This window comes from Enterococcus raffinosus, from assembly GCF_001886185.1.
GTDB classification, from domain to species: Bacteria; Bacillota; Bacilli; order Lactobacillales; family Enterococcaceae; genus Enterococcus_A; species Enterococcus_A raffinosus.
Genome location: NZ_JXLA01000048.1, coordinates 1 through 25,569, shown reverse-complemented (window position 1 = coordinate 25,569; position 25,569 = coordinate 1). Strand labels below are relative to the sequence as shown.

The 25,569-nt window shown below is 38.3% G+C and carries 23 protein-coding genes and 1 pseudogene; 18 read left to right on the top strand and 6 right to left on the bottom strand.

Annotated features, from left to right (window positions below; genetic code table 11):
* Window positions 1-105: 105 nt before the first annotated feature.
* Window positions 106-540, bottom strand: a complete 435-nt coding sequence (locus RV13_RS18230) for a hypothetical protein (RefSeq protein ID WP_028020610.1) — start codon at window positions 538-540, stop codon at window positions 106-108.
* Between the two features lie 150 nt (window positions 541-690).
* Between RV13_RS18230 and RV13_RS21690 the strand changes: the two genes are divergently transcribed.
* Window positions 691-888 (top strand): CPBP family glutamic-type intramembrane protease, encoded by a 198-nt coding sequence (locus tag RV13_RS21690; protein WP_143142301.1) that lies wholly within the window; start codon window positions 691-693, stop codon window positions 886-888.
* A 134-nt stretch (window positions 889-1,022) separates the two neighbouring features.
* Here RV13_RS21690 and RV13_RS18220 read toward each other — a convergent pair.
* From RV13_RS18220 to RV13_RS18205, 3 genes and pseudogenes are all read right to left on the bottom strand, one after another.
* Window positions 1,023-1,324: pseudogene (locus tag RV13_RS18220) on the bottom strand (type II toxin-antitoxin system PemK/MazF family toxin).
* Between the two features lie 47 nt (window positions 1,325-1,371).
* Window positions 1,372-1,593, bottom strand: coding sequence for a type II toxin-antitoxin system PemI/MazE family antitoxin (mazE, locus tag RV13_RS18215; RefSeq protein WP_060789566.1), 222 nt, complete (start codon window positions 1,591-1,593; stop codon window positions 1,372-1,374).
* A gap of 923 nt (window positions 1,594-2,516) precedes the next feature.
* A complete protein-coding gene (locus RV13_RS18205; protein ID WP_028020614.1) occupies window positions 2,517-2,855 on the bottom strand; it encodes a hypothetical protein in 339 nt (112 codons plus the stop codon).
* Between the two features lie 141 nt (window positions 2,856-2,996).
* Between RV13_RS18205 and RV13_RS18200 the strand changes: the two genes are divergently transcribed.
* The 4 genes from RV13_RS18200 (at window position 2,997) to RV13_RS18185 (ending at window position 6,733) form a co-directional block, all read left to right on the top strand.
* Entirely contained in the window at window positions 2,997-3,866 is an 870-nt protein-coding gene (locus RV13_RS18200; RefSeq protein ID WP_028020615.1) for a type IV toxin-antitoxin system AbiEi family antitoxin domain-containing protein, read from the top strand.
* A complete protein-coding gene (locus tag RV13_RS18195) occupies window positions 3,863-4,747 on the top strand; it encodes a nucleotidyl transferase AbiEii/AbiGii toxin family protein (protein WP_028020616.1) in 885 nt (294 codons plus the stop codon). The genes RV13_RS18200 and RV13_RS18195 overlap by 4 nt, the downstream gene beginning before the upstream one ends.
* A 1,045-nt stretch (window positions 4,748-5,792) precedes the next feature.
* Entirely contained in the window at window positions 5,793-6,104 is a 312-nt protein-coding gene (locus tag RV13_RS18190) for a heavy metal-binding domain-containing protein (RefSeq protein WP_060789565.1), read from the top strand.
* A gap of 14 nt (window positions 6,105-6,118) precedes the next feature.
* Window positions 6,119-6,733 carry a CPBP family intramembrane glutamic endopeptidase gene (locus RV13_RS18185; protein ID WP_028020618.1) on the top strand — a complete coding sequence of 205 codons (615 nt, stop codon included), beginning with the start codon at window positions 6,119-6,121 and terminating at the stop codon, window positions 6,731-6,733.
* Between the two features lie 151 nt (window positions 6,734-6,884).
* Here the strand turns inward: RV13_RS18185 and RV13_RS18180 are convergent, their stop codons facing one another.
* Window positions 6,885-7,583: a hypothetical protein gene (locus RV13_RS18180; RefSeq protein ID WP_028020619.1), complete on the bottom strand. Its 699-nt coding sequence runs from the start codon at window positions 7,581-7,583 to the stop codon at window positions 6,885-6,887.
* 631 nt (window positions 7,584-8,214) lie between these two features.
* Here RV13_RS18180 and RV13_RS18175 point away from each other — a divergent pair.
* The 8 genes from RV13_RS18175 to RV13_RS18145 all read left to right on the top strand — a co-directional run bounded on the left by RV13_RS18175 (window position 8,215) and on the right by RV13_RS18145 (window position 15,970).
* Window positions 8,215-8,964 (top strand): tyrosine-type recombinase/integrase, encoded by a 750-nt coding sequence (locus RV13_RS18175; RefSeq protein WP_060789564.1) that lies wholly within the window; start codon window positions 8,215-8,217, stop codon window positions 8,962-8,964.
* Between the two features lie 37 nt (window positions 8,965-9,001).
* Window positions 9,002-9,331: a tyrosine-type recombinase/integrase gene (locus tag RV13_RS20710; RefSeq protein WP_060789563.1), complete on the top strand. Its 330-nt coding sequence runs from the start codon at window positions 9,002-9,004 to the stop codon at window positions 9,329-9,331.
* Window positions 9,332-9,773: 442 nt separating this feature from the next.
* Entirely contained in the window at window positions 9,774-10,451 is a 678-nt protein-coding gene (locus RV13_RS18170; protein WP_028020180.1) for a WxL domain-containing protein, read from the top strand.
* A gap of 62 nt (window positions 10,452-10,513) precedes the next feature.
* A complete protein-coding gene (locus RV13_RS18165) occupies window positions 10,514-11,569 on the top strand; it encodes a WxLIP family cell surface protein (RefSeq protein ID WP_035019372.1) in 1,056 nt (351 codons plus the stop codon).
* A gap of 5 nt (window positions 11,570-11,574) precedes the next feature.
* On the top strand, window positions 11,575-12,006 hold the full coding sequence (locus RV13_RS18160; protein WP_028020182.1) for an EF2685/EF0750 family sortase-dependent surface protein: 432 nt from the start codon (window positions 11,575-11,577) through the stop codon (window positions 12,004-12,006).
* Window positions 11,990-14,920 carry a WxL domain-containing protein gene (locus RV13_RS18155; RefSeq protein ID WP_060789562.1) on the top strand — a complete coding sequence of 977 codons (2,931 nt, stop codon included), beginning with the start codon at window positions 11,990-11,992 and terminating at the stop codon, window positions 14,918-14,920. The genes RV13_RS18160 and RV13_RS18155 overlap by 17 nt, the downstream gene beginning before the upstream one ends.
* A gap of 13 nt (window positions 14,921-14,933) precedes the next feature.
* Window positions 14,934-15,164 (top strand): hypothetical protein, encoded by a 231-nt coding sequence (locus RV13_RS18150; RefSeq protein WP_028020183.1) that lies wholly within the window; start codon window positions 14,934-14,936, stop codon window positions 15,162-15,164.
* A gap of 65 nt (window positions 15,165-15,229) precedes the next feature.
* Window positions 15,230-15,970 (top strand): winged helix-turn-helix domain-containing protein, encoded by a 741-nt coding sequence (locus RV13_RS18145; RefSeq protein ID WP_028020184.1) that lies wholly within the window; start codon window positions 15,230-15,232, stop codon window positions 15,968-15,970.
* Between the two features lie 207 nt (window positions 15,971-16,177).
* Here RV13_RS18145 and RV13_RS18140 read toward each other — a convergent pair whose 3' ends face one another.
* Window positions 16,178-17,179 (bottom strand): AraC family transcriptional regulator, encoded by a 1,002-nt coding sequence (locus RV13_RS18140; protein ID WP_028020185.1) that lies wholly within the window; start codon window positions 17,177-17,179, stop codon window positions 16,178-16,180.
* A 131-nt stretch (window positions 17,180-17,310) separates the two neighbouring features.
* Here RV13_RS18140 and RV13_RS18135 point away from each other — a divergent pair, with 131 nt between their 5' ends.
* The 5 genes from RV13_RS18135 (at window position 17,311) to RV13_RS18115 (ending at window position 25,374) form a co-directional block, all read left to right on the top strand.
* Window positions 17,311-18,774 (top strand): glycoside hydrolase family 1 protein, encoded by a 1,464-nt coding sequence (locus RV13_RS18135; RefSeq protein ID WP_060789567.1) that lies wholly within the window; start codon window positions 17,311-17,313, stop codon window positions 18,772-18,774.
* Between the two features lie 132 nt (window positions 18,775-18,906).
* Window positions 18,907-20,724: a beta-glucoside-specific PTS transporter subunit IIABC gene (locus RV13_RS18130; protein WP_028020187.1), complete on the top strand. Its 1,818-nt coding sequence runs from the start codon at window positions 18,907-18,909 to the stop codon at window positions 20,722-20,724.
* A 486-nt stretch (window positions 20,725-21,210) separates the two neighbouring features.
* Complete coding sequence (locus RV13_RS18125) at window positions 21,211-23,049, top strand: beta-glucoside-specific PTS transporter subunit IIABC (protein ID WP_028020188.1); 1,839 nt, start codon at window positions 21,211-21,213, stop codon at window positions 23,047-23,049.
* On the top strand, window positions 23,049-24,503 hold the full coding sequence (locus RV13_RS18120; protein ID WP_028020189.1) for a glycoside hydrolase family 1 protein: 1,455 nt from the start codon (window positions 23,049-23,051) through the stop codon (window positions 24,501-24,503). The genes RV13_RS18125 and RV13_RS18120 overlap by 1 nt, the downstream gene beginning before the upstream one ends.
* Before the next feature lie 10 nt (window positions 24,504-24,513).
* Entirely contained in the window at window positions 24,514-25,374 is an 861-nt protein-coding gene (locus tag RV13_RS18115) for a PRD domain-containing protein (RefSeq protein ID WP_028020190.1), read from the top strand.
* Window positions 25,375-25,569: the final 195 nt, after the last annotated feature.

Below are 25,569 nucleotides of genomic sequence, written 5' to 3'. Positions count from 1 at the left end.
CCGTTCTCACGGGTGGATGTGTTACTTAAACCTCTGATTTTTCTCATTATTTACGTATCTGATAGAAATCTTTTGCCTAAATAGCATAATACAATGACAGCAATTTTATCCCGTTCTGGTAAAAAATAAAGGGTCTAGAATTTCTAATATATTCCCTTCCTCCAGTTTATAATTGAACCGTATATTTGTCTTTTGTTCGTTCGAATCAGGGATTAGCAATTCATTTTTTGACTCATTTTTTTCAAAAGCTTCTTTGTCTTTATAGAAAAGAAACGTCTCTTCCTTATTACTTTTCGATTCTATGTTGTAATAACCTGCCGATAGTGTCTTTCCAACTCGAACGATTCCAGATAATTCAACCGTTTCCCCTCTTTTAATTTCCCTAAGATCTGAAAGTTCTTTCTTTAATGAACTATTTTGGCTTTGCAACGAAGAAATGGTTTCGGATTGTTCAGTAATTTTTTCCTTATCCGCTGTACAACTTGCTAAGGCAAATACAGAAAGAATTAGTGACAGCGCTACTATAGATTTTTTACACATATCGACCACCCCGATTTGTTTTATAAGTCTATTTTATCAAAAATCTAGGGTTTATTCGTTTTTACAAAGGGTTTCTCACTAAAAGAAATTTTGCACATATTTCGAATGCTTGTTTATAGAAGATAAGTGAATATTAGAAAACTAAGGGGAATGCGACAGCGAATGATAGATCGTTGTGGTCAAGAAAGCCCAATAATAAATGTTCGAATGATGGCGATTGCTGCTCCAATCATGGAAGAAATACTTTTTCGGGGAGCTATTATAGATGATTGGATAAAAGATTTTCCTATAATTGGTGTAATAGTGAGTTTCATAATTTTGCATCTTTGCTCTCAACAGCGAATATAACCATCTATTCTATATACTTTTTCGTTGCAATTCCGCGTATGAAAGATAGGATGCGAAATGAGATTTATTTGCTTTAGGTCAGAGAAAAAAACATAGTAATGGACGCCTACAGAAAAAGGCATTCATTACTATGTTTAAAAGATATACTCGATTATTTGATCAATTTTTGCCATATCTTGTATCGGTAAGTTTTCAATTTTTTCAGTTTTCTCACTTTGAAGTCTAATGATTTCAATCGAGAGATTATTACTTGTCCTTTTGTATCTAATTCCTCAGGCAAAGAATATCGTGTGGGTATATTTTTTACAGTAGAAGTGATTGGGCAAATGACTGCAAACAGTGTTCAACGATTAAAGTCATATCTAGATACAACTAATCCAGGGCGTCTTTTTTGAATTTCTTTTCCTGCTGAAGGATCAAAATCGATCCAAACAATGTCACCTTTTTAGTGATATAATTTATTTTTTTCAGCCATTACAAGATTTATCTCCCTTCAGGAGATAAATCCTTCCATTCATCTTTTTCATAATACTCTGCTTCTTCTCCATCACTAAATGGATCTTCAATTTTAGGAACTAACGTAATTGTTCCGTCCTCAGAATAAACAACTATATATTCTTGGTTCTCTGGAGGCATCTTTCCGTTATCCGACGGCAAAGTAATTACAACTGAACCTCCCTGTAATCTAGATTTTGTAGTCAACATAGTATCACCTCTTTACTTCAATTATACAATGCAAACTATTTTACACAAATGTTGAACGTTCGTATAAATGTTCATAACCCCACATCAAAATTTATGTTCGCTTTATACCTGTAGTTAAATTTTTGTCAAAAAAAAGCTGCTATTCCATACCGTAGCTAAAAATTTAAAAGTAGTGTGTTAAAGATGGAAGTTTTTACCCTTGTTTATAGCACTGAAGATAAAAATGAAAAAGAAAAATGTTGTAATCGTCTCTACAAAAATGTGTCCAAGATCTTGACTCAAGTCCATTCAAGAGTGTAGATGTATGCTTATTCATTAGATGATATATACTTAATTTACAGAACGAATTAGCAGAGGAGAGAGCATTTTGCTTTTTTATATTGCGTCAATATTTTTTGGTTTTTCATACATAATTATTATGATTTATAGAGTTAAAAATGACAAATTCCTACGATCAAAATCCAAATTAATTGAAGGGAAATTAGACAATAGTAAAGCAATACCGAATTTTATATCTAATGATCATAGGCTAGTTAAATACAAAAGATATACTAATCTGACAAATATTTTTGCCATGGTAGCCATATTGTTGATAATCCCCATGAGTTTCTTTGCTTTAAGAGGATACTATTTATTCAGCTATATTTCATTTATTCTAGCCATCATCGGATTTCTAATTAGCTATAAAAAGTTTATCTATACCTATAGTCTAATAAAGGAAAACTATATCGTTACTAAAGTAAAAAAACAGAATGTTCTGATTGAAATTAATGAGTCAGAAAAAGGTTACATAAGAAAAGTGTATTTGAAATACATCAATGGTATTTTATTTGGGATACTATTCTTGATCATAGCTTTTACATATATCTTCTCAGTCTAAAAAAATGGAGCCGCCTAAATTCAACAAAGGCGATTCCATTTAATTATCCCACTATTTGAGCAAAAATTCCCATTATTGATTTACCTATTACCAATAATGCTTCGGAAACTGTGACAACAGCACCTGTAATCCCTACAATTATTGTTCCAACAAAAGCTATGACGTCAGCAGCAAAGAAAACTAGCGCTAGTGCGGCGACTCCAACTACTCCCACTCCTATAATTTGAACCAATGTTGGTTCAAATTCTCCAGATTCAATATCTTCCATCAGTTTATTATAGGCTGGATCTGGAATGGGTGATCCGATTTTCTTGTAAAAATACGTAAAAGTCTGGTGTTCATCAACTTCGACAAAATAAAAGCGACAAAAATTGAAGAACAATAATTAAACTTTTAAATCACTAACTATATATTCACAACTAATTGTAGTTTTGTGTTAAAATAAATAGAGGTATTTCCCAATTTTTCAAACGATTAAATATATAGTACGGAAATTATCTAGTTAGAGGAAAGAGGGGAGTCTATGACTAACAGAAGTAATCTCGATCACTCAGAAGAAATTAATAGGCTTTTAGATACAGTAAAAGAAATGAACCCTGAAGCCTTAAAAGATGTACAAGAATTTTTAGAACAACTTACGCTTGGCGATCGATTGAGCCGCTATATTGATTTTGATGAGCTTCCTGCTGAAGATACTGACGAATTTACCTTCTTGAAATTAGTCGTCGATTCAAAGGGAATTATTATCAAAAAAAGATTGGGCACCGTTGGACTAACACATTACAAAGCCATACTTTTTCTATCTAAGTATGGATTTCAATCCATGTATGGAGGAAGTGTATATATTTCACCCAAAAATGCTTTAGATGGAGTCTACATTTTTCAACAACAATATTCAAAAGCCGTAATTTCACACGAAACTGCTTTATATTTCCATGATCTAACAGATGTCATTCCTAAAACTACAATCATGAGTTTACCGAAGACCTACAACCTTAACCAATTATTTGTGTGGGATGGAGAAAGCCCTCATCTGACTGTATCAAAGGCACCAAGTACTTTTCATAACAAAGTTAGAGTAATCGTCCATTACTCAGGAAACGATTCGATTGATATAGTAAGAAATAATGAGATAAAGTCTTCCGAAATAGAAACGTTTGAGACTACTTTTGGAAATCAAGTAAGAGTTACCACTCCTGAACGAACAATCGCTGACATTCTAAAAACTTCTTCGTACACTGAAGCTGAGGTTATGTTTGATGCTGTAAAAAGGTATATGAATAATCCCCAAAGTAAGGAACTTAGACTGCGCCGCATAGCTGATGAGCAAGGTGTAAAAAAAAGATTAGACGAATGTTTAACTCTTTTGAGATCTCGAGGTGAAATAAAATGAATTCGGATCGATTGAGAGACTTAATAAAGGCTAAAAAAGGCAGTATAGCCAGTGCAGAAGAATTACGGATTCGCTATGCTACTGAGCGCTTTTTGCTGAGAGTGCAAGCCAGTCCATACAAAGATAAATTGATTCTAAAAGGTGGATTCCTGCTTGGAACAATTTATAAAATCGAAAATAGAACAACCAAAGATTTGGATGCACTTGTAAAGGACATCGCTGCGGATAGAGAATCTGTAAAATCAATGTTGGAAGAAATAATAACTATAGATTTAAACGATGACGTTTCATTCGAACTTGGGAACTTTAGCGATTCACAACATGAAAGAAAGTATACTGGATTTCGAGCAAAGTTAACTATGCAGCACCTCAATAGTACAGCAAAAATCGCTTTTGATTTGGATTTAGGTGTAGGGGACGTTGTTACGCCGGAACCTAAAGTGCTTACCTTCAATTTGACCTTTAAAGAACAAAAAGGAGAGAATGAGCGAATCACTATGTATTCTTATCCTATTGAAACTGTGTTAGCTGAGAAAGTCGAAACAATCTTTGCACTTGGGATTCAAAACACACGTATGAAAGATTTCTATGACATTCACTTACTTCTTAACGATCCCAACAAACCTTCATTAGAAAATCTGTATGAAGCGTTCAATAAAACATGGATTTTCCGACATGACCAAATTGAAGATGCAGATTTTGAGGATTGGCTATACTTGGTAAATGAACTTAAAGACAATCAGAATTTCAAAAAAGGCTTGTGGCAAAACTATATTACTAATAGAGAATATGCTCAATCACTCTCTTGGGGCGAAATAATAGATGAACTCATTGAGTATATAATTGCCTTACAAAAATATAGAAACGAAACAAAAGAATAGTGCAAAGGTAACGTACCGTGGCTTAATTCGCACCAACAAATAAGTCTAAAATTCCACTGAACCAAAATTGCTTTATTTAAAATGAGGGAGGATTAGAATTAAAACCACGAAGCTTAATACGGTACTCGAAACTTTGGAATACATGGAGCAATTGGCTATCTAACACCACAACAGGCAGAAGATCTAGCTCGGCAGCACGCGCAATAACTACGCAAAATTTTTGAACGAATCCACGAGAATCTCTTTTCGTGGTTTCTGAGAATGGTCAAACGGTTTTGGTTTGACGATTGTCTGAAATCATGAAACAACTCGAGAGTGGATTGGTTTCAAAAAAACTCTCAATAAATGAGTCCACTTTATTGACACAGATCCAGGATCTATAGTATAGCTTTTCTTCTAGGAGATGGTCTTAGAACTCTCTTAGAAGAAAAAACAGTTGAAGATCAACTACTCTTTTGGGTAGTTGATCTTCTTCGGCATATCAGAGATATTCAGCTTTATTATTACGAAAGTTGATTTACTTGTTAATCCATTTGAATATTTTGGATGTTAATAAGAAATTTCGGAATTCTTGGAATTGTTTAGAAATCATGTAGAGTCAAAAGTAGAGAGGAAGTGTTTGATATAGCAGTAATCAGAAGAGAAATACCAGTTATTCTGATGAGGCAATCAGCAGTAGTTTTTCTAAAAAGTAAGAGAGAAAATGAAAAAAGAATTCGTAATCTCTTAAAGAGCTAACAGGAAGGCTTTTCTTTACTCTGAAAATATCCATGGAGAAGTCATGATCTCATAGTACACCAACCTACCAATACAACCATCTAAGAACGACTCTTCAAAAATATTCCCTCCTACAGAAAAAAAGAAATATAGTGACAAAAAGCAAGAACCATCAACAAACCAGCAACATCCTCAAAAAACGGTCTGAGCATATATACACGGTGTTTCACCTGCTTCATACTATACTGTCTTTAATAAATAAGAACGTATAGAAACAATTCGGATTTATTTTAAGCGGTAAGAATAAATGATAAAGGGGACTACGCATATGCTAGTGACAACGACAGAAACCATTCCAGGTCAAAACTATGAAATTATCGGTGAGGTGTTCGGACTAACGACACAATCCAAAAACGTGTTCAAAAATATTGGCGCAAGCCTGAAAAATGTCGTCGGTGGGGAGATTAAGGCTTATACGGAGATGCTGGAGGAAGCGCGGGAGTTTGCGATCAAACGACTGATAGAGAACGCGGAGCAATTAGATGCAGATGCTGTGGTAATGATGCGCTTCGACTCAGGTTCGATTGTGACAGATATGCAGACTGTCGCTGCTTATGGTACAGCAGTGAAATATGTCTAAAGGGGGAGAAAACTATGGAGACGATGGATAGTCAAAAAAGAGCAAATCTGGCGATTGGACTCACGATTCTTGTCGCACTTGTGTTTCTTTCGCCAATAATCAAGCTGATCCAACCAGTTGGTTTTTTGTTTAATATGGTATTTGCGGGACTTATCGGCTTTTTCTTTTTCAAGGAACAGTTCCTGCAGCAGTTCAAGCATTTCAAATTTAAAGTCTTATTGTATGGCGTTCCGTTGACGATGGTGTCGGGGATCGTATTTGGAATTATCTTTCATGCCATTGCAGGAAAACCAACCACGAACACGATAGATTCGACTCTTTCTATGATGATGATCTTTACCCAAGTGCCCTTCATGCTGATGGGGGAAGAACTACTTTCTACGAATTTGCTGATCGCGTTAGAAAACAAAGGACTGTCCTTTAAGGTCGCGTCTGTTATCGTGTCTATCCTGTTTGCTTTTTGGCATACTACGGCATATGGTTTCCATCCGCTTCAATTATTATTGACCTTGATGCCGATTCGCCTAGTTCTTAACTTCGTATGGAAGCGATCGAATTCTGTTTGGGTTTCTTGGATCTGCCACTATCTATTTGATCTACTGAGCATGATTCCCGTAGCCTTGAAATAGAAAAAATCGATGCTACTACTATTTAGAGCCCTGTCATCCCTGCGATGATGGGGTATTTTATTTGAAAAAAGACTACTCTCCACTGAATGAAGAGTAGTGTGAATACTCGTTAATTATCCTTTCAAAAAGGCGTCATTTATTTTAGAAGCCTTTATTTAATGGCAAGTCTATTCTCTTTATGCTGTAGGACTTCACTAAGATACCTCTGTTGGAATACCCCACGTTTCGTTGTCCACCCCTGCAACAACGGCCGCTCTCGTAAAGTATTTAGAAAGGGTGTATTCGGCAGAGACAGATAGTCCAATGGCACGCCATCGTATTTCAAGGTGAGGGAGTATTCTCTCCGCAAATACCCAAGAGTATACAGTGCCTTTTCCGATTGTTCCAGAAAGCTGCGCCGCTGAATCGGAAGCTCCAACACCAGCCCATTGGTTAATTCCGCAAAACAGACGCCCTGAACCGTCTGTACCTCATAGACAGCCAATGGATTCACCCACGTACCATTCTCCGGCTGCTCCAAAGGGCACAAGGCATAGTGCCAATTCACAAAAGGGGCTTTATAGGAAGAAAAGCCATCCATCAACGAAAAACACCGCCGCGTCATGGAATAATCAAATAAGCGATGAGTACGATAAAATTCACGAAGAGTCGTTAAGGGGTTACTCTCACAAAAAGAACGTTCCTCTTCACGAACGATCAACGTCCCCAGCTCACAAGGTGCTATCACTAACGCTGAGATCGCTTTCAAATCAAAACGATCAAAAGCAGGTGCATCCTCCATTACCTCCAACCAATCTTCAGACATCCGTTTGTTGTACAAAATTTTCCCAGTTAACGTTTCATTTGACATGTGCATCACTCCTCAATCTTTAATGTCTATAGTATAGCCGAAAATGAGGAGGCAAATTTTTCAAATAAAATCAAAAAATAATGCAATGAAAGGGGCTTTGTTGTATATAATTAAACGAATTAATTTAAAAGAATAGAATAATAGTGTTTTATTTATGAAATAGAACATTAATAAATGTGGGCAAGTCATTTATAATGGTGTTATTGTTTGGGTAGGATGTAGTGATAAAAAAATACATATTGTCTGATGGAAGAGGGCAGAAGGTGAAAAACACAAAAAAAAATCCCCAAAGAAATAGACTTCTTTGGTGGTTGAAATAGTTCTGTGAAAAAATAAAAAAACAAGCGAAAATCGCAAAAATATTAATACTCAATTTTCCTGTTTTAATTAAAAATAAGAAATCTGACAAATAACCAGAAAAAAACATCATAGATTTGCGTGTCACTAACTTTACATTACAAATTATAAAATAATATAAAGAAGAATGCAATAATAATTTAAAAGTTATTGTTTGAATTTAACTTTTTGGATTAGTAAAAGGTGAAAACCTCCAAGAAAGTTTAATGAAAAGTAACAATTTCAGTGACCGTCAAAAAAGCTCGTCAAATCTAAGAGAAAGAGTGGTTATTTTATGAACAACCAAACAAGAAAAGGAGACAACATCTACTATCGAAAAGACGGACGTTGGGAAGGTCGCTATGCGATCGGTAGAAAAAGCAATGGTCGGCAAAAATACGGCTATGTCTACGGGAAATCTTACCAAACAGTCAAAGAAAAACTGTTCCCCTTAAAAAAACAAGCGGAACGTATGATGGAGTTATATGGAAAAAGTTTGATGACTTACAACGAATGGATTATTAAATGGAAAAAAGACGTTCAACGATCAATTAAAGCCTCAACGTTTTCAAATTATAGCTACAAATTGTCACGGTATCTTCTTCCTTATTTGGGAGACATTCCTTTATATCAATTGACAACAAAAAAAATTCAAGAAATAGTTGATCAGTTTGTGGAAAATAAGTTATCACCAACTAGTATTCAGATCATTATTTGTTTGTTGAAAAAGACGCTAAATGACGCACGAAAACAAGGGCTGTTGTACATAAACCCTTGTGATTCCGTGCACCTGCCAAAAAGAAGAGTTCAAAAAGTGCGTGCGTTAACTTGTGAACAACAGAGGAACTTAATGGAAGCCGTTGAAAGGTGTAACGATGACAAAGCACAAGCAACCACCTTAGCACTAAACACAGGGATGCGGATTGGCGAGGTGGCGGCGTTGAGATGGGAGAACGTTGATTTCGTTAGAGGGATTCTCACGGTGAATCAAACCTGTACTCGTATTCAAACGAGCAAAGAAAAAGAAGACAGAAGTAAGCTATGATTCCGTGAAGAGTGCAGCGTCACATCGAATTATTCCGATGAATCAAAAAGTTCAAGAATTACTAAGGAGATTAGAAAAAAAGAAAACCAGTGAGTTTGTCTTTTCTATAGGAAGAAAAGGTTGCGAGCCACGACTATTGACGCATTATTTCCATCAAGTTCGGAAGCGAGCCAAACTGGAGAACATTCATTTCCATCAACTCCGTCATACCTTTGCGACTCGTTGTTTAGAAGCCAATGTTGGAATTGCCTCAGTGAGTGCATTGCTTGGTCACTCTTCCACGAAAATGACGTTAGATGTGTATTCGGATTCCATGATGGAGGAACGGGTCACAGCTGTCTACGCCATTGAGGCACTTGCTAGTTAGAAATTATTAAATATCAAATAAAGTTTAATGAAAATAAGTTAATTTTCTTTTTTGGGAAAGCACTTTTTTGTCCATTCTAAGTAAGCGCTACCATTGATTAGGGAACAAAAGAGGGCACATTTATTCTAAAAACAGCTTAATTATTAAGAAAATATTAAGATTAATAAGCCGTAAATTTCCACTTTTGTTATTTAATTAAGTTTTGTATTTACCACAAAGCCGTCAAATGTCGCCGTCATCTCACGATCCACTTGAAAATAAGCACCTAAATAAAAACCCCTTATTTTTAATTAAAACAGGAAAACCTCTGACTGTTAGAAAATCACACACATGGACTAAGTTTACCATTTCTCTTAGTAGAAAGTTCAGTTATTTGGTATCAATGGCTTCTTGCTGTTTGGTATATAAATCTCAAAAAATAAAAAAGAGGGAGAGAAAAGAAATGAAGAAAAAATTATTAGCTGGCATGCTAGCCAGCGCGACCGTTTTAGGCATGTTTGTAGCGGGAGGGACGGCATTAGCAGCAGATACAAATGATACAGAAGTAGGCATTGGGTTCTCACTTCACCATCCCGGAACGAATCCTGGGGACTTACAGATTCTCTGGACACCATTGGAATTAGACTTTGGGTCTACCAATACGGTGAACACAGCCGTTCAAGATTTTGATGAGCAGGATGAGGCAGGCGGTGTAAAAAAATATGCCGTTGTTGAAGATACTCGTCCACATGGCTCCAGTGATCCGGACGTCGAATGGAAATTAACCGCGAAAGTTGCCGAATTAGTAAGTACGTCAAACCCAGCCACAAAGTTAGATGGTGCGGTATTGAAGTTCGATACAGATATGCATGGATACCAAGGAACGATCTCACCTGAAATTTCTGGTATTGTTGCGACATCGGGGCAAACAGCAACGATGGCAGCAAATTACAGCTTAACAACAGGAGCATTAACTGCTACAGAAGTGATGAAGGATGGCAGCACCTCTGGTCCTACATCTTTCGAAGGAAACACAGCTATGGAAATGAAGAACATCAAATTAACCGTTCCAGCAAATGTGGCGAAAAAGGGGCACCATTATACTGGAGACTTAACTTGGTCATTGGATGACACAATCTAATGAAGACAAAAAGAGGAGCAGGAGGGCGTCTCCTCTCCCCTTTTTTCTTGGAGGAGGACGCCATGACACGAGAAACACGTTTTAGATACCGTTGCTTATTTTTTCTATTGTTTATCGTTAGTTTTTGTTTCCCATTAATGGCTCAAGCAGAGGATAACCAAGGACCGGCTGGCTATACGGTTGAAAGTATTATCCCTGAGAATCAGTTTGATAAGAAGCGCACGTTCTTCTATTTAAAGATGGAGCCGAGTCAGAAGCAGACAATTCAGGTAAAAGTTATTAGTACTCAAAAGGAACCTGTGACGGTCAATGTCGCTGTTCACGATGCGGTGAGTAGTTCCGTAGGTGCAATCGATTATGCGCAGGATAAGCCGAAGCTGGATAAAAGCTTGAAGCAACCCATCACCAGCTTTGTCAAAGTGAAGGACAATCTCAAGCAGGTAACGGTGAAGAATTATGAAGAGAAGATTGTCGATTTTGAGATAACGATGCCTGATAATGCGTTTTCTGGTGTCAAACTAGGTTCGGTGCGTTTCTTGCGAAAGGCCGAGGACAAGGACAAAAAGAAAACCGGGTTGGTGCCTGAATATGCTCGGGTGATTGCCTTGATGTTGACCGAGGACGAAGAGACCTTCAATCATGGGGCAGAGCTTCATTTGAAGAAAGTCGATATGACTCTTTCCCATGGACGAAAAATCATTGCCGCGACGATCCAAAACGATCAACCGAAAGTGTTGCAGGATATGACCATTAAAGGAGAGGTGAAGAAAAAGGGTGAGAATAAGACCATTGTTAAGCATGAGATGGAAAACTTCTCAGTCGCTCCGAATTCTAACTTCGACTTTGAAATGCCGTTAGGCTTAGATCGGTTCTCCCCCGGAACCTATGTCTTTACTGGATCGGCACAAGGGGATGGTCGAACATGGAAATGGGAAGAAGAATTCACGATCGGAAAAGCACAGGCGGATAAGGTCAATGATGAGACTGTCTATAAAGTAGTCGTGCCATCTTGGGTATTGTGGACAGCGCTAGGCTTAGTGGTTGCCCTGATTGGATTAATCAGTTATCTTCGCTACCGTCAAAAACAATGGGAAACTCAAGGAAACGAAAGGAAGTGAGGGATGTGAAACGAAAAAAATGGCTGCTTCTTTTTTCATTGCTCGCAGTGTTCTCCCCACTTTCTGTTTTCGGAGAAGAGCGAGACGATCAAGTAGGCATTAGCTTTAAGGCAGAACAACCGGTAGACCCGAAAGAGCCAACTGAGCCAACTGAACCAAAGGAACCAGCCGAGCCAAAAGATCCGACACCTTACGATCCCGACCCATCTCCATCTGATGAACCAAGATGGATCACGCCTTTCAACAATGTCTTGCCGTTAACACTAGGCAGTGCCAGAAACTATTACGCACAAGAAAGTCACAAGAACTTACCAAAAACAGGAGAACTCCATCAAGCAGGGATGCAATGGACAGGCTTCCTTTGTGTTGCCTGTAGTTTCTGGTTGTTTCTATTCACACGACTGAGGGAGGAGGATGACAATGAACAAGAAAATTAAACATTATCTTGGCTTAACTTTATTGCTCTTACCATTGCTTCCTTTTTCCCTTACGTATGCGGAGACTGTCGAAGAAGTGCCCACTGGCGAATCCACGATCAGCTCGATGGCAGATGATCCATTGAAGGAGTACAAGGAAAAAGCAGCGAACCAAGTATCTACTATAGAAAGTACACCTGAGACGGAAGCAACTGAAAGCCAACCAGAGGTAAACTCAACCGAAGATACACCGACGAGTGAATCAAGTAATGAGGATATACCTGAGGCAGAAGTGAAGTCAAAGCCACAGACAAAAGGTGGGATTGGCCCCCAGACGGTGAACTTGATCGAGGGCGTGGATATTGATGCGGATTTTGCACAGTTATTGCGGACAGATGCGAGTGTGCAAAATTTAGGTACTAGTTGGTCTGGATATGGGAAAGCACAGGATCAGTTGACAGATGATGATATGGTGGCGTTGAATCAAATAGGGGTCGCCTTTAAAAATTTGAATAGTTTAATGGGAATAGAGTATGCGGTTAATTTAACGAACCTAATTTGTCCCGGTAATTCCTTAAATAGTTTAGATCTAAGTGCAAATACGGCATTAGCTAGTTTAAGTTGTCCTGATAATCAATTAACTAGTCTGAATTTAAGTACTAATACAGCATTGACAACATTAATATGTAACAACAACCAACTGACTAATTTAGATGTAAGTGCGAGTACATTATTGACCTATTTCTTTTGTAATGATAATAAGTTAGTGGATTTAGATATAAGTGCAAATACATCGCTAGTCGATCTAAATTGCAGTATGAATGTATTAACCTCTTTAGATATTACATCAAATATACTTTTAAAAAACTTATATTGTTTTAACAATAAATTGACTAGCTTAGATGCACATGATCATCCATCGTTGAGAGTTCTGGAATGCTATGTTAATGAACTAAACACTTTGAATCTCAATGGAGCACTGGCTTTAGAAGAATTAAATTGTGGTGGTAATAAGCTAACAACGTTAGATGTGAGCGACCTCACATCACTATGGTTTTTGGTTTGTGGTGAAAACGGGATGACAAACTTGATATTAGATGGAGCTATAGCATTAAGGGAACTCGACTGTGATATCAATAAGCTAACTAGTTTGGACTTAAGTACAAATGTCGCTTTACAGAGGCTGGTGTGCACTAGAAATAGCATTAGTAGTTTAGATTTAAGTAATAACAAGGATTTGAGAAGTTTGACTTGCTGGATGAATGAGATAAGCAACCTGAATTTAGAAGGGCTAACTTTACTTAATTATTTAGATTGTAACACCAATAAACTAACGGAATTAGATGTGAGTGATCTGATATCATTACGAAATCTAAATTGTGCTATTAATGAATTAACTAGTTTAAACGTGAATGGAGCAATAGCATTAGAAATGCTGGAATGCTATGGTAATAAGCTGACGGATATCGATACTAGTACAAATTTACTGATGCAGTGGTTCAATTGTAATAATAATAACTTGGACGATTTAGATGTGAGTAAGAACACATTATTGACTAATTTTGATTGTAGTCAAAATAAATTGATTGATTTAGACGTGAGCATGAACAGTTTATTGGAAAAATTAATTTGTGAGAATAATCAATTGACCGATATAACGAGCGCTAATAATTTAAATCAATTGGTTGAGCTTAGTGCAGGTTTTCAAAAAATAATTTTACCTATTCCCATAGTTTCTGTTGGAGGAGAAGCAGAAGTAGACATATTGAAAACAACTGGGCACGCTGGACTATCAGCCAGCAATATTGATATTACACCGTCACCTAGCTTTACATATAATGGTGATAAAATATTGATGTCAAATGTGACTCGTTTTTCGCTAAGCGATAAATCGATCAGTTTTTCTTATGATGGATCGCAACTAACAGAAGGGGCTTCTTCGGGTACAAAATCCTTTGGCGGAACGATCACTTTTTTCTCTGCGAGCGACTTAGTGCACACAATAGTGCCCAATAAAAAGAAAGTATACTCTGGAGAAAAATTAAAGTGGACATGGACGATTGAAAGTATGAGTGTTAAGAAAGCTGAGGATACTTATGCAGAGGTTTCCTTACCAGCCGGATTGGTGATCGATCCGAGTAGCATAACAAAAGACGGGGGACCAGCTACTTTAGCAGATATTAATGGGACAAATAATCACGGTGACTTGAACTATGGTGAAACTATTGAATTTACCTTTGAAACTACTGCAACGGGTATCGTTAATGACTGGCTAAAGGCTAAAGGTCGTGTAGATTGGGATGATGACACGATTACAGGCCCCTATAATAATGAAACAGAGGGCCTAGTCCAAATACAAGACGACGAACAAACCTACACACCAAAAGACAGCGACGATATGGCATTGCAATCTGTTCCGATTTACTTTAATCATGGGACCAACCCAATTGTGAATACAGCGCAAACGCATCATCTCCATTCAATGAATTATCAGTCGAATACAAATGTTGTCACTGATGGATTCTACACCAGAATCAAGGATGATCGTTCGGTAAGTACGGGGTGGAAATTAACCGCCAAGTTATCTGATTTCAAGGATAGCTCGAATAGTTTAATGCCAAACGGGACAGGGACATCATTGAAACTGGAAAACATGTCGATTGAGAGAGTGACCGATCGGGATACGCCGCAGGAAACGATTGATCCATCGCCAACGGGTGCGGATGTACCTAGCAGTGTTCAGACGACGGAAACGTTGGTGGCAGGTCAACCGACAGCGAAGACGTTGGTTTCTGCACAGCCGAATGAGGGGCAGGATACGTGGCAGCTGCGGATGCCGTTCGATAAGATTTCCTTGAATCTACCAGCAAATGCTGGGAAAAAGGGGACGATCTACAAGGCGAAATTAACATGGTCATTAGACGACACACCTTAGGAGGGAATAATAAATGACGATTCCAGTATGGCTGGGAGTCTTCGGCGCGATTGCCTTAGGGGGATTGATCAGCTTCTTGTTGTTCTTCATCAAAGACAGTCGCTTACGCTTGGAGCATGGGAAGAAGTCGACGGTATTATTAGTCGATTGCGGCTTGTTGTTTATCATGCTGGTAGCGATCGGTGCGGCGATCTTCCTTTACCTTGATTGGCAAGCGCAGTTGAATTACTTTTTAGGAAATTAAAATGAGGGGAGTAAGTGGAATTTGCCACTTACTTCCTTTAAAAAATAGTTTTAGGAGGCAGATGAATGAAACCTATTTTGATTTTGACCAAGAATTTAGTCATTGAGCAACCCCTGCAGCAGCAACTTCAACACCTGAACTACGAAGTCTTTTGTTCTGTGGACTTGTTGGAATGTTTAAAGTCCAGTGTTTATCAGGCAGAAGCCAAGCAGGAAGCCTTGAAGGGCTACCTGTTGAATTATCAGGGAGTCATCTTGAGTGAGACGCTGGCGGATTCTGAAATTCGAGAGCTGTTGCCGATCTTAAAGTCGGACAAACGGGCATTGTTGCGAAAATCTGGCAATAAGCCCTCCGCAAGTGAAGAGGAGCATCTAAAGAAATTGGGTGTGGTGGATTGGTTGTCTGGCAATCAGTCGATTGATCTCTTACGCGAGCAGCTGTCAGAGAAGCTGGCACCGTATCAAAAGGATGAAACGAACATCGTGTTTCTCTACAAGAACGAACAAGCGATGCCAAGCGGCAACCTTCTGCAATTGAAAAAGAGCCTGACTAAGCGGGAGCAGACAATGCTGGATTGTCTGATTCGCTCAAAAGGCGGCGTGGTCTCAAGAGAAGAATTATGCGCACGTCTCTGGAACGAGGCACCGAATAATTCGCATCTTTCGCAAACTTCTGTCTTGATAAAGCGGATCAAGATGAAGCTGCAGATCGCAGGATTCGACCCAGAGATGCTGCAGACAATTTGGGGGAGCGGCTACATGTTGACACAAGGGGTCTTTGACAAGGATTACTTAGTCAAGGCTTAGCACAAGGGGGAGCTATTAACATAGGATAGGTTTTATTGGTCATCGGTTCATAGATACACAAAAAAAAATAATTTTATGCGAGATAGCTGATAGATATTGGCGTCTCTTTTTTTTGTAATTTTAGAGTCTGAAAAATGAGAATCTTCAAAAGGACTTCTTTTTAGAGCCCCTTTGAAGAAAGTGGAAGAATTGTTATTTTTAATAGAATTAAGCATGGCTATCTTCTTTAGAACGATAGGATTTTGGAGAAAGGTGAAAACTCTCTTTGAACTTTCTGTAGAAGTAGGACGGGTTGGAACAGCCGACGAATGCCATAATGTCTAAAACCGTTTTATCTGTTGATCGAAGCAGGTTTGCAGCTACGGATAATTGTTGACTCAGTTTTAGTTCCTGAAAGGTCGATCCTGTTTTCTTTTTTATTAGATTGCCGACGTAGTTTGGATTGAAATTGAATGCTTTTGCTACATCCTTAAGTGTACAGGTATCAAAGTTTTCTTCAATATATTTTAGGATAGAAATAATTTGTTCATCATTTTTATAGGAGTCAGAAACGACGGTCCCTGTATCGTGGATCGTATTGATTAATTCTAAAAACACGAGAGCCATGTACGTCTTATTTAGCTCATCATAAGAAATACTTGGGGCATAATACTCGCACAAGAGAAGTTGAATAATCATATGAAAGCGAAAGTTGTTCGCTGTTTTAAAAATTAGATACTTGTCTTGCTTATGTGATTGAGAGATGGCGTTAAGTAAGAAACGGGTGATTAACCCTTTGTCTGACAGACGATTTAAGAAGCTGTTTGTGAAATAGGATTTTCGAAACACAAAATTAATAATGATGTCATCTTCATTTTTCACACTTGTTGCGCTATGATGAACATCCGATTCTAAAATACATAAGTCTCCTTTTTCTAAAACGACTTCTTTCTGATTGATCATAAAAGTACAGGAGCCTTCATAGACATAGTTCATCTCCATATCCTTATGATAATGAAGAGGAATCGTGGCAAACCGTGTTTCCTTCACTACGGCAAATTCATCATTTTTAAGTGTGTTTACAAAATCAAAGAAGTAGCACTGTTCTCCTTTATGGATTTGAGTCGTTAGTTTGTTGTAAAAAGGACTCAATTCTCCAGGGTGATCCAGATGCCATTGTTCACTCTTTGTGATTCTATGTAGAAAGAATTCCAACTCTTCAATATTCATAGCAACCTCCTGTAAATATGATATAAAACTGATGGAAATATGACTTTTAACCATTCCTCTATGATGGAATAATAGCATTAAAGAAAGACATCTACAATGAAGAATCATAACGAAAGGCTGGTTTATTGCTTATGAAAAAAGGATTTGACAAAGATTTCTTATGGGGGGGAGCGATTTCGACCTCTCAAGCCGATGGCGGCTATAATGAAGATGGGAGAGGAATGCAGACTCAGGACTGTCGTTACCTCGATCCTTCTTGGACATTTGAACAAGTGGAAGAAAAACATCATAATGATCCATTCTCTAGGAAAGAGTTTGAAGCGGCTTTGGCTGCGAAGGAAGATACAGATTTCTATCCATTCCGTCGCGGGATAGATTTCTATCATAGAAATAAAGAAGACATTGCTCTATTTGCGGAAATGGGGATGAAGGTTTTTAGAACTTCGATTTGTTGGTCTAGAATTTTTCCAAATGGAGATGATCAGCAGCCAAATGAGAAGGGGATTCAGTTCTACAAGGACCTGTTTAAGGAGTGTCAAAAAAATGGAATGAAGGTTTTTTGTACCATTTTACATTATGACATTCCAGTAAACTTAGTAACAAAATATGGTGGTTGGACGAATCGACAAACCATTGATTTCTTTGTAGATTACTGTAAAGTGCTTTTTGAAGAATTTGCCGATCTTGTCGATTATTGGTTACCAATGAATGAGTTCAATGCAGGGCGTTTTTCTCCTTGGGATGGTGTTTGTTTATTCCCAGATGAAGCTACTAGTCAAGACATATTCCAATGCCTTCATCATCAGTTTATTGCTCATGCAAGAGTGACTAAGTTGGCTCACGAAATGATTCCTGACAGTAAGGTTGGTGGTATGATCGCTCGTTTCACGACGTATTCAGCAACCTGCAAACCGGAAGATGCGCTACAGGCCGTTCAAGATGATCAATATGCTAATTGGTTTTATACCGATATCATGGTAAGAGGAAAGTATCCCAAATATATGGATCGGTACTTTGAAAAATTTAATATTACCATTGACTTTGCAGAAGGCGATGAAGAAATTCTAAAAGAAGGAACCGTTGACTTCTTATCATTCTCCTATTATTTTTCTCAAGTTTCTACAAGTGACCAAGGATGGGAGAAAACAGCTGGCAACTTGATTATGGCGAATAAGAATCCTTATCTTGAGACGAGTGAGTGGGGCTGGCAAATTGATCCAATCGGATTACGTGTGACGTTAAACCAAATGTATGATCGCTACGAGTTGCCATTGTTTATTGCTGAAAACGGACTTGGAACAGGCGATACACTAGAAAGCGATGGGTCAGTACATGATCCTTATCGAATTGAATACTTGAAAAAACATATTGAGCAAATGAAAGAAGCGGTTATTGATGGCGTTGAAGTATTAGGTTATACGATGTGGGGGATTATTGATATTGTTGCCTGTGGTCCATTAACGATGAGTAAGCGCTACGGTGTTATCTATGTGGATTTAGATAATGGGGGCAAAGGAACGGGCGATAGATACAAAAAGGATAGTTTTTATTGGTATAAACAATGCATTGAATCGAATGGTGAAAACCTAGAATAAATATTTACGTGATCAAGAAGCCGATTTACAACAAATGGGTCTCTTGATCACCCCTAATAAATGAGGCAGTTATCAGTAGAGTTTTTTGTTAATGGTCGCAGTAAGGAGAGTTGAAACAAGGAGGATATAAAAATGAATTACACTGAGTTAGCAAAAAAGATTGTCAACGAATTAGGCGGTAGTAATAATATTGAAAATGCATTGCACTGTGTTACGAGACTACGTTTTAATTTGAAAGAGGATAGCAAAGCAAATATTAAAGCCATTGAACAATTGGAAGGTGTTATCGGAGTTCAATTAAAGAATGGTCAATACCAGGTGATTATCGGTCAAAATGTAGGAAAAGTTTTCGAAGAGATTAAACCGCTTCTCAATGAAAGTTCAGGATCACCTTCCCAGAGTAAGAAAAAATTTTCTCTGGATTTAATACTCGATGTATTGTCAGGAATATTCTCACCGATACTTCCGGCATTAGTAGCAGGTGGGATGTTAAAAGGGATCATCGCCTTAATGAGCAGCCTTGGGGCCTTCTCTGAAGGCAGTGGGACATTGGAGATGTTCAACTTAATTGCAGATGTACCTTTTTATTTTCTTCCAGTACTACTCGCGCTTTCTTCTGCTAAAAAATTCAAGGTGAACAGCTATTTAGCTGTAACTGTGGCAGGAGCATTATTATATCCATCATTTGTGAATGCTTTTGAAGCAGACAAAAATCCATTTTCTTTTTTCGGTCTGTCTGTTCCAATTTTCAATTACGCGAATTCTGTCTTTCCCATAATTTTGGGTGTCGGTCTTCTATCAATTATTTATACGTTTATTGACAAGTTTGTTCCCGAAATTCTCAAGATGGTAGTAGTGCCTGTTTTGTCATTGATTATCACGATCCCTCTAACTTTCCTATTTTTAGCGCCATTAGGAGCCTATGGCGGGATTGGCTTAGCAAATGGTATTGTTTGGTTATTCAGCACTTTAGGGCCAATCGCTGGATTTTTACTTGGGTTCTTCATGCCCCTTATTGTTATTGCGGGTATGCATCAAAGCACTTCCCCGATTCAAATACAAAATATTGCTTCTTTAGGTTATGACTATTTATTGCCAATCTCCTTTTGTCATAATATGGCTGAGTCAGGCGCTGCCTTTGGAGCAGCTTTACGAATGAAGAATAAAGAAATGCGTGCTGCGGCATTTTCAACTAGTTTCTCAGCGTTTCTCGGAATTTCTGAACCAGCATTGTTTACAGTAAATGTTGTTAATCGTACTCCACTTATTGGTGCAATGGTTGGATCGGGAATCGGAGGCGCTTTGACCACCATTTTATCTGTGAAGTGTTTTGCATTTGTTATGCCAGGAATTACGTCACTACCTATCTATGCTAATCCTGATGGTACATTGACAAACATTCTTTTGATGGGACTTAGCATTGTTGCAGCATTTGCTTCGGCTTGTGTTGTTACTTTTGTATTAGGATTGAAAAAAAGTAAATCGCAAACAGAAGAAGATAAATCGCCTGTTGCTTTAGAGGAAACCGTAATTTCTCCAGTTAAGGGAAAAACAATCCCATTATCAGAAGTAAAAGATGATGTTTTTGCTAGCGGCGATATGGGTTCTGGATTTAGCGTTGCTCCAGAGGACAATAATATATATGCACCAGTATCTGGAACAGTAGAAGTTTTTATGGATGAGAGTAAACATGCCATAGGAATCCGAACGAAAAATGAAAATGAAATCCTTGTTCACGTAGGAATCGATACAGTAGAGCTGCATGGGAAGTATTTTACTAGCTTCGTGAAGCAAGGGGATATCGTGAAGCAAGGAGATAAAATTCTACAGGTTGACTTCGATAAGGTGGTAGAGAATGGGTATGATCCAACAGTGATAGTTGTTTGTACGAATGCAAAAAAAGATGTTGAAGTAAACATTGCGAAGTCTCCCCATATGGTAGTCTCTTAAGATAAAATAAAAAAATCGCTTTTGAACGTGAACAATGATCAAGAAAGTCAGATCATTGTTCACACATTTTTTAAGGACACTTTCTTGTACCGGTAATTTATCAAAAAAACTGGGATATTGCTGACTGCTGAGGATCGGTTCATAGATAAACAAAAAAATATAATTTTATGCGAGATAGCTGATAGATATTGGCGTCTCTTTTTTTTGTTGCTTTACTGCTAGTGTTGAGTGTTTTTCGTAAGGACATTCCCATTGATTTAGTGGAAGAGGCCTTTATTGAAGGGCTGTTTGCGTACTATCGATGCTTCGACTAAAAAAAGTTTCAAAAAAATGTTGACGGTTTCATTTTTCTGTGTTTATAATTAGGCAACTTAATAAAAGGCATGTAACTGTATTTGATTACAGGCATAACCGAATTGGATTTCCAAACAAATCGTTGGAGGTCTAGTTCGGTTTTTTTTATTAAAAAATCAGGAGGTTTTTAAAATGGATGAAAAAAAAGTAGCGGTTGAGATCCTGGATGCGGTTGGTGGCCCGTCGAATATTTCTCATTTGGAGCATTGCTCTACACGATTGAGATTCACTATAGTGAAGGATGAACTGGTTGATGTAGAAAAAATCAAAAAAATTCCAGGGGTGCTTGGAGTAAACCAGACAGCTCAAACGCAGATTATCATCGGTAATGCCGTGATTGAAGTTTATAATGAGCTGCAAGAGATGATCAAAGGGAAAACGTCAACAACAGAAGAAAAGAAAAATCAGAAGCCTTCAGCTGTTGTTCTCGACTTTGTCATCAGTATTTTCCAACCATTGATTCCAGCTATTGCCGGTGGAGGGATCTTGAAATCAGTATTGATGCTCTTGAATCTAGTCGGTGTATTAGATAAAACAACATCAACCTATCAGATTCTTACTTTTGTGGGAGATGCGCCGCTGTACTTCTTACCCATGCTAGTTGCGATTACGACTGCCAATAAAATGAAGGTGAACAATTTAGTCGCTGTTTCAGCGATTGGTGGTTTATTGATTCCGGGTCTGACCACCATGTTAACAGAAGGAACAAGCTTGTTCGGATTGTCCCTGCAAAATATCAATTACGCGTATCAAGTGTTCCCAGCTATTTTATGTACGATTTCCTATGCGTATCTTGAACGCTTCTTTACGAAGATCAGTCCAAAAGTGATCAGAAGCTTCTTTGTTCCAATGATGTCACTTGTTATTGTTGTTCCATTAACATTATTCATTCTTGGACCAATCGGCTATACCTTTGGTCAAGGCTTCGCAAGTGTTATCATGACTGTCTTTGCTCGTTTTGGCTGGATTGCCGTTGCCTTGTTAGCGGCATTCTTGCCATTCATGGTTGTCACAGGGATGCATAAAGCGATGATCCCATATGTGATTACTTCTCTTGGAGAAACAGGGAAAGAATTGATCTATAATGCGGCATCATTGGCGCATAACATTGCAGAATCTGGTGCCTGCTTTGCAGTGACACTCCGTTCTAAAGATAAAGAAATGAAAGCTACGGCAGTATCGGCAGCTATTTCTGCCCTATTTGGAATCACAGAACCTGCGCTATACGGGGTAACGATCTTACACAAACGCGTCTTATACAGTGTTATGCTAGGAAGTCTGATCGGCGGAGCGACAGTCGGCATACTTGGCGTAGAAGCGTATGTAGCGGTTGGACCTGGTCTTGCCAGTTTGTCAATGTTCATATCCGATGAGCTTCCTAGAAACTTAATGAATGCGGTGATCGGATTAGTCGTCTCATTTGCGGCATCTTTTATCGCAGCCTTTGTTTTATGGAAAGAGCCAGTAAGTGATTCAGAAGAAGAAAACGTTGAGAAAAATGAAAATGAACTTGTTTTTAACGCACCATTGGCTGGTAAAGTCTTGCCTTTATCAGAGGTGAAGGATGACGTTTTTTCTAGCAAGATGTTGGGTGACGGTGTGGCGATCGTTCCTTCTAAAGGCGAGCTATTCGCTCCTATCGATGGAGTCATTGAAATGGTGTACAGCACGAAGCATGCATTAGGGTTGAAAACAACGGATGGGGTGGAAATTCTCTTCCATATCGGCATTGATACAGTGAACCTGGAGGGAAAATATTTCACGAGCTATGTTCAAGAAGGGCAGAAAGTTAGTCAAGGCGACCTGTTGCTTTCCTTTGAGTTAGAAAAAATTATCGAGTCAGGATTTGATCCGACCACGATGATTATTGTCACAAATCCGAAAAATGTAAAACTAAAAATCAGTGAACAAGAAGAAGTGAGTAAGGAATTGCCTTTATTTGCGATTGATAGATTGGGGATGGAGAATTAATGAGTTTTAAGGGAAATTTTTTGTGGGGCGGCGCGATTGCGGCCAATCAAGTCGAGGGAGCTTGGGATGTCGATGGCAAAGGAATGTCTGTCGCGGATGTAGCAAGCTATAAGCCAAAAGTAGATGTGAAAGACTATTCGGCGCATCATACGATTACGACAGCAATTATCGAAAAGGCCAAAAGCGATAAAACGACAGAATACTACCCTAAAAGAAGAGGAATCGACTTCTATCATAGATATGAGGAAGATATCGAGCTTTTCGCGGAGATGGGCTTTAGAACATTACGGTTATCAATTGCTTGGACAAGACTTTTCCCCACGGGTGAAGAAGAAAAACCAAATCAGCTGGGCATTGATTATTATAAAAAAGTCTTTGAACAGCTAAAGAAATACAAGATTGAACCGATTGTTACGCTGTCTCATTATGAAATGCCTTTGGAACTATCGGACAAATACAATGGCTGGGTAGACCGCAAGCTGGTAGAGCTATTCGTGAAATTTTCGGAAGTCTGCTTTAAAGAATTCGGTGAGTATGTCAAGTATTGGTTGACCTTCAATGAAGTAGATAGTGTGGGAAGACATCCATTCACCACAGCGGGAATCGTGGAGGATAAGTGTGAGGGTTATTCTTATGAAGAGGCGATCTATCAGGCTTTACATCATCAATATGTAGCGGCGGCTATTGCTACTAAGAAATGTCATGAGCTTATTCCAGGCAGTCAAATGGGCTGTATGCTGACAAAATTGACGACATATCCTAATACGTGTAATCCAGAGGATGTGTTATTGTCCTTAAATAGCAATTTAGACAATCATTCTCATGCGGATATTCAAGTATTAGGCGAATACCCACCGTTATACAAGAAATATTTAGAAATTAAAGGAATTGAACTCAAAAAAGAACCAAATGATGATAAACTCTTAAAAGAAAATACCGCCGATTATTTAGCCTTTAGTTACTATATGTCCCGAACAGAGTCAGCAGATACTTCAAAAGAACGAGCAGCCGGAAATACGGTCATGGGTGTGAAAAATCCATACCTTCCTTCGACGGATTGGGGCTGGCAAATTGATCCAATAGGATTAAAAATCTCTCTACTTGAACTTTACGATCGTTATCGAGTGCCATTGATTATTGTTGAAAACGGTATGGGTGCCAAGGATGAACTGACAGAGGATAAGAAGGTGCATGATGACTATCGTATTAGCTATCTTAAGCAGCATATCCAACAAATGAAGGAAGCTGTCGAGCTGGGTGTCGATCTATTTGGCTACACAAGCTGGGCGCCGATTGATCTAGTCAGTGCCTCAACTTCTCAAATCAGTAAAAGATATGGCTATATCTATGTGGATCAAGATGATCTAGGGAACGGGACTCAAGAACGATACAAAAAAGATTCTTTTTATTGGTACAAGAAGGTTATTGAAACAAATGGTGAAGAGTTAGGATAGGAGCTTCGGTATGAAAATCAAAAAAGTATTGAATGCAAATACGATTTTGGCTGAAGATGAAGAACACCAAGAATATGTCTTTTTTGGAAAAGGGATTGGTTATGGAAGAAAAATCGGCCAACAGGTAGAACAAGATGTGATTAATAAAGTCTTTATTCCGGTAGAAAATTCTCAAATACAGGAATATGTGAAGCTGCTGGAATCCATCCCGCCAATCTTTTTAGAAATCACCCAAAGCATTGTGGAAAAGGCAGAAGAAGACTTAGGCAGTAAGCTGAATTCCAGTGTCTATTTCACCTTGAGTGATCACTTAAACTTTGCGATTGAACGCCAAAAAAATGATGTACAAATTATGAACCGTGTGTTCTGGGAAATAAAAAACTATTACCCAAAAGAGTTCGAAGTAGGAACCTATGCGTTAAAAGTCTTGAAAAAGCGATTAGGCGTAGTCTTGCCAGAAGAAGAAGCAGCGAATATTGCCTTTCATATTATCAACGCCCAAAGCAGTGATTATACTAATCGCAAAGGGATGGAGTACGCGAAATTAGTTTCGGGTATTTCAGACATTGTGCGGTATGAGCTTGGAATTGAGTTTGATAAAAGCGATATTCATTACCAGCGTTTCTTAACGCATTTAAAATTCTTTGTCGAACGCTACTTTGAAGAGAAGATGCTTGTAGAAGAAGAACGATCCTTTTTCGAGCAGATCGCGACGCTTTACCCCAAGGCACTCACGATTGCCTTTACAGCGAAGGATTATGTAGAGCTGCTGCACAAAACACCGATTACAAAAGAAGAGGTCGCTTATTTGACCGTCCATATCAATCGCTTAATGAATAGCGAGGCGATTGATCAGTCAAAATCTGAATAGGTTCAAATAAAAAATGATTTCATGAGAGACAGCCTAAAAATCGGCGTCTCTTTTTTTATACCCGTTCCCAATAGTATGAATAGCATGCTCGTTTTTCTGAAGAAGGTCAGATTAATAAATAATTATAAATTAAACCATCATTATTTTGGTATATCCATCGGATATGCCAGACTGTAGACAAAGTCCATTTTATGG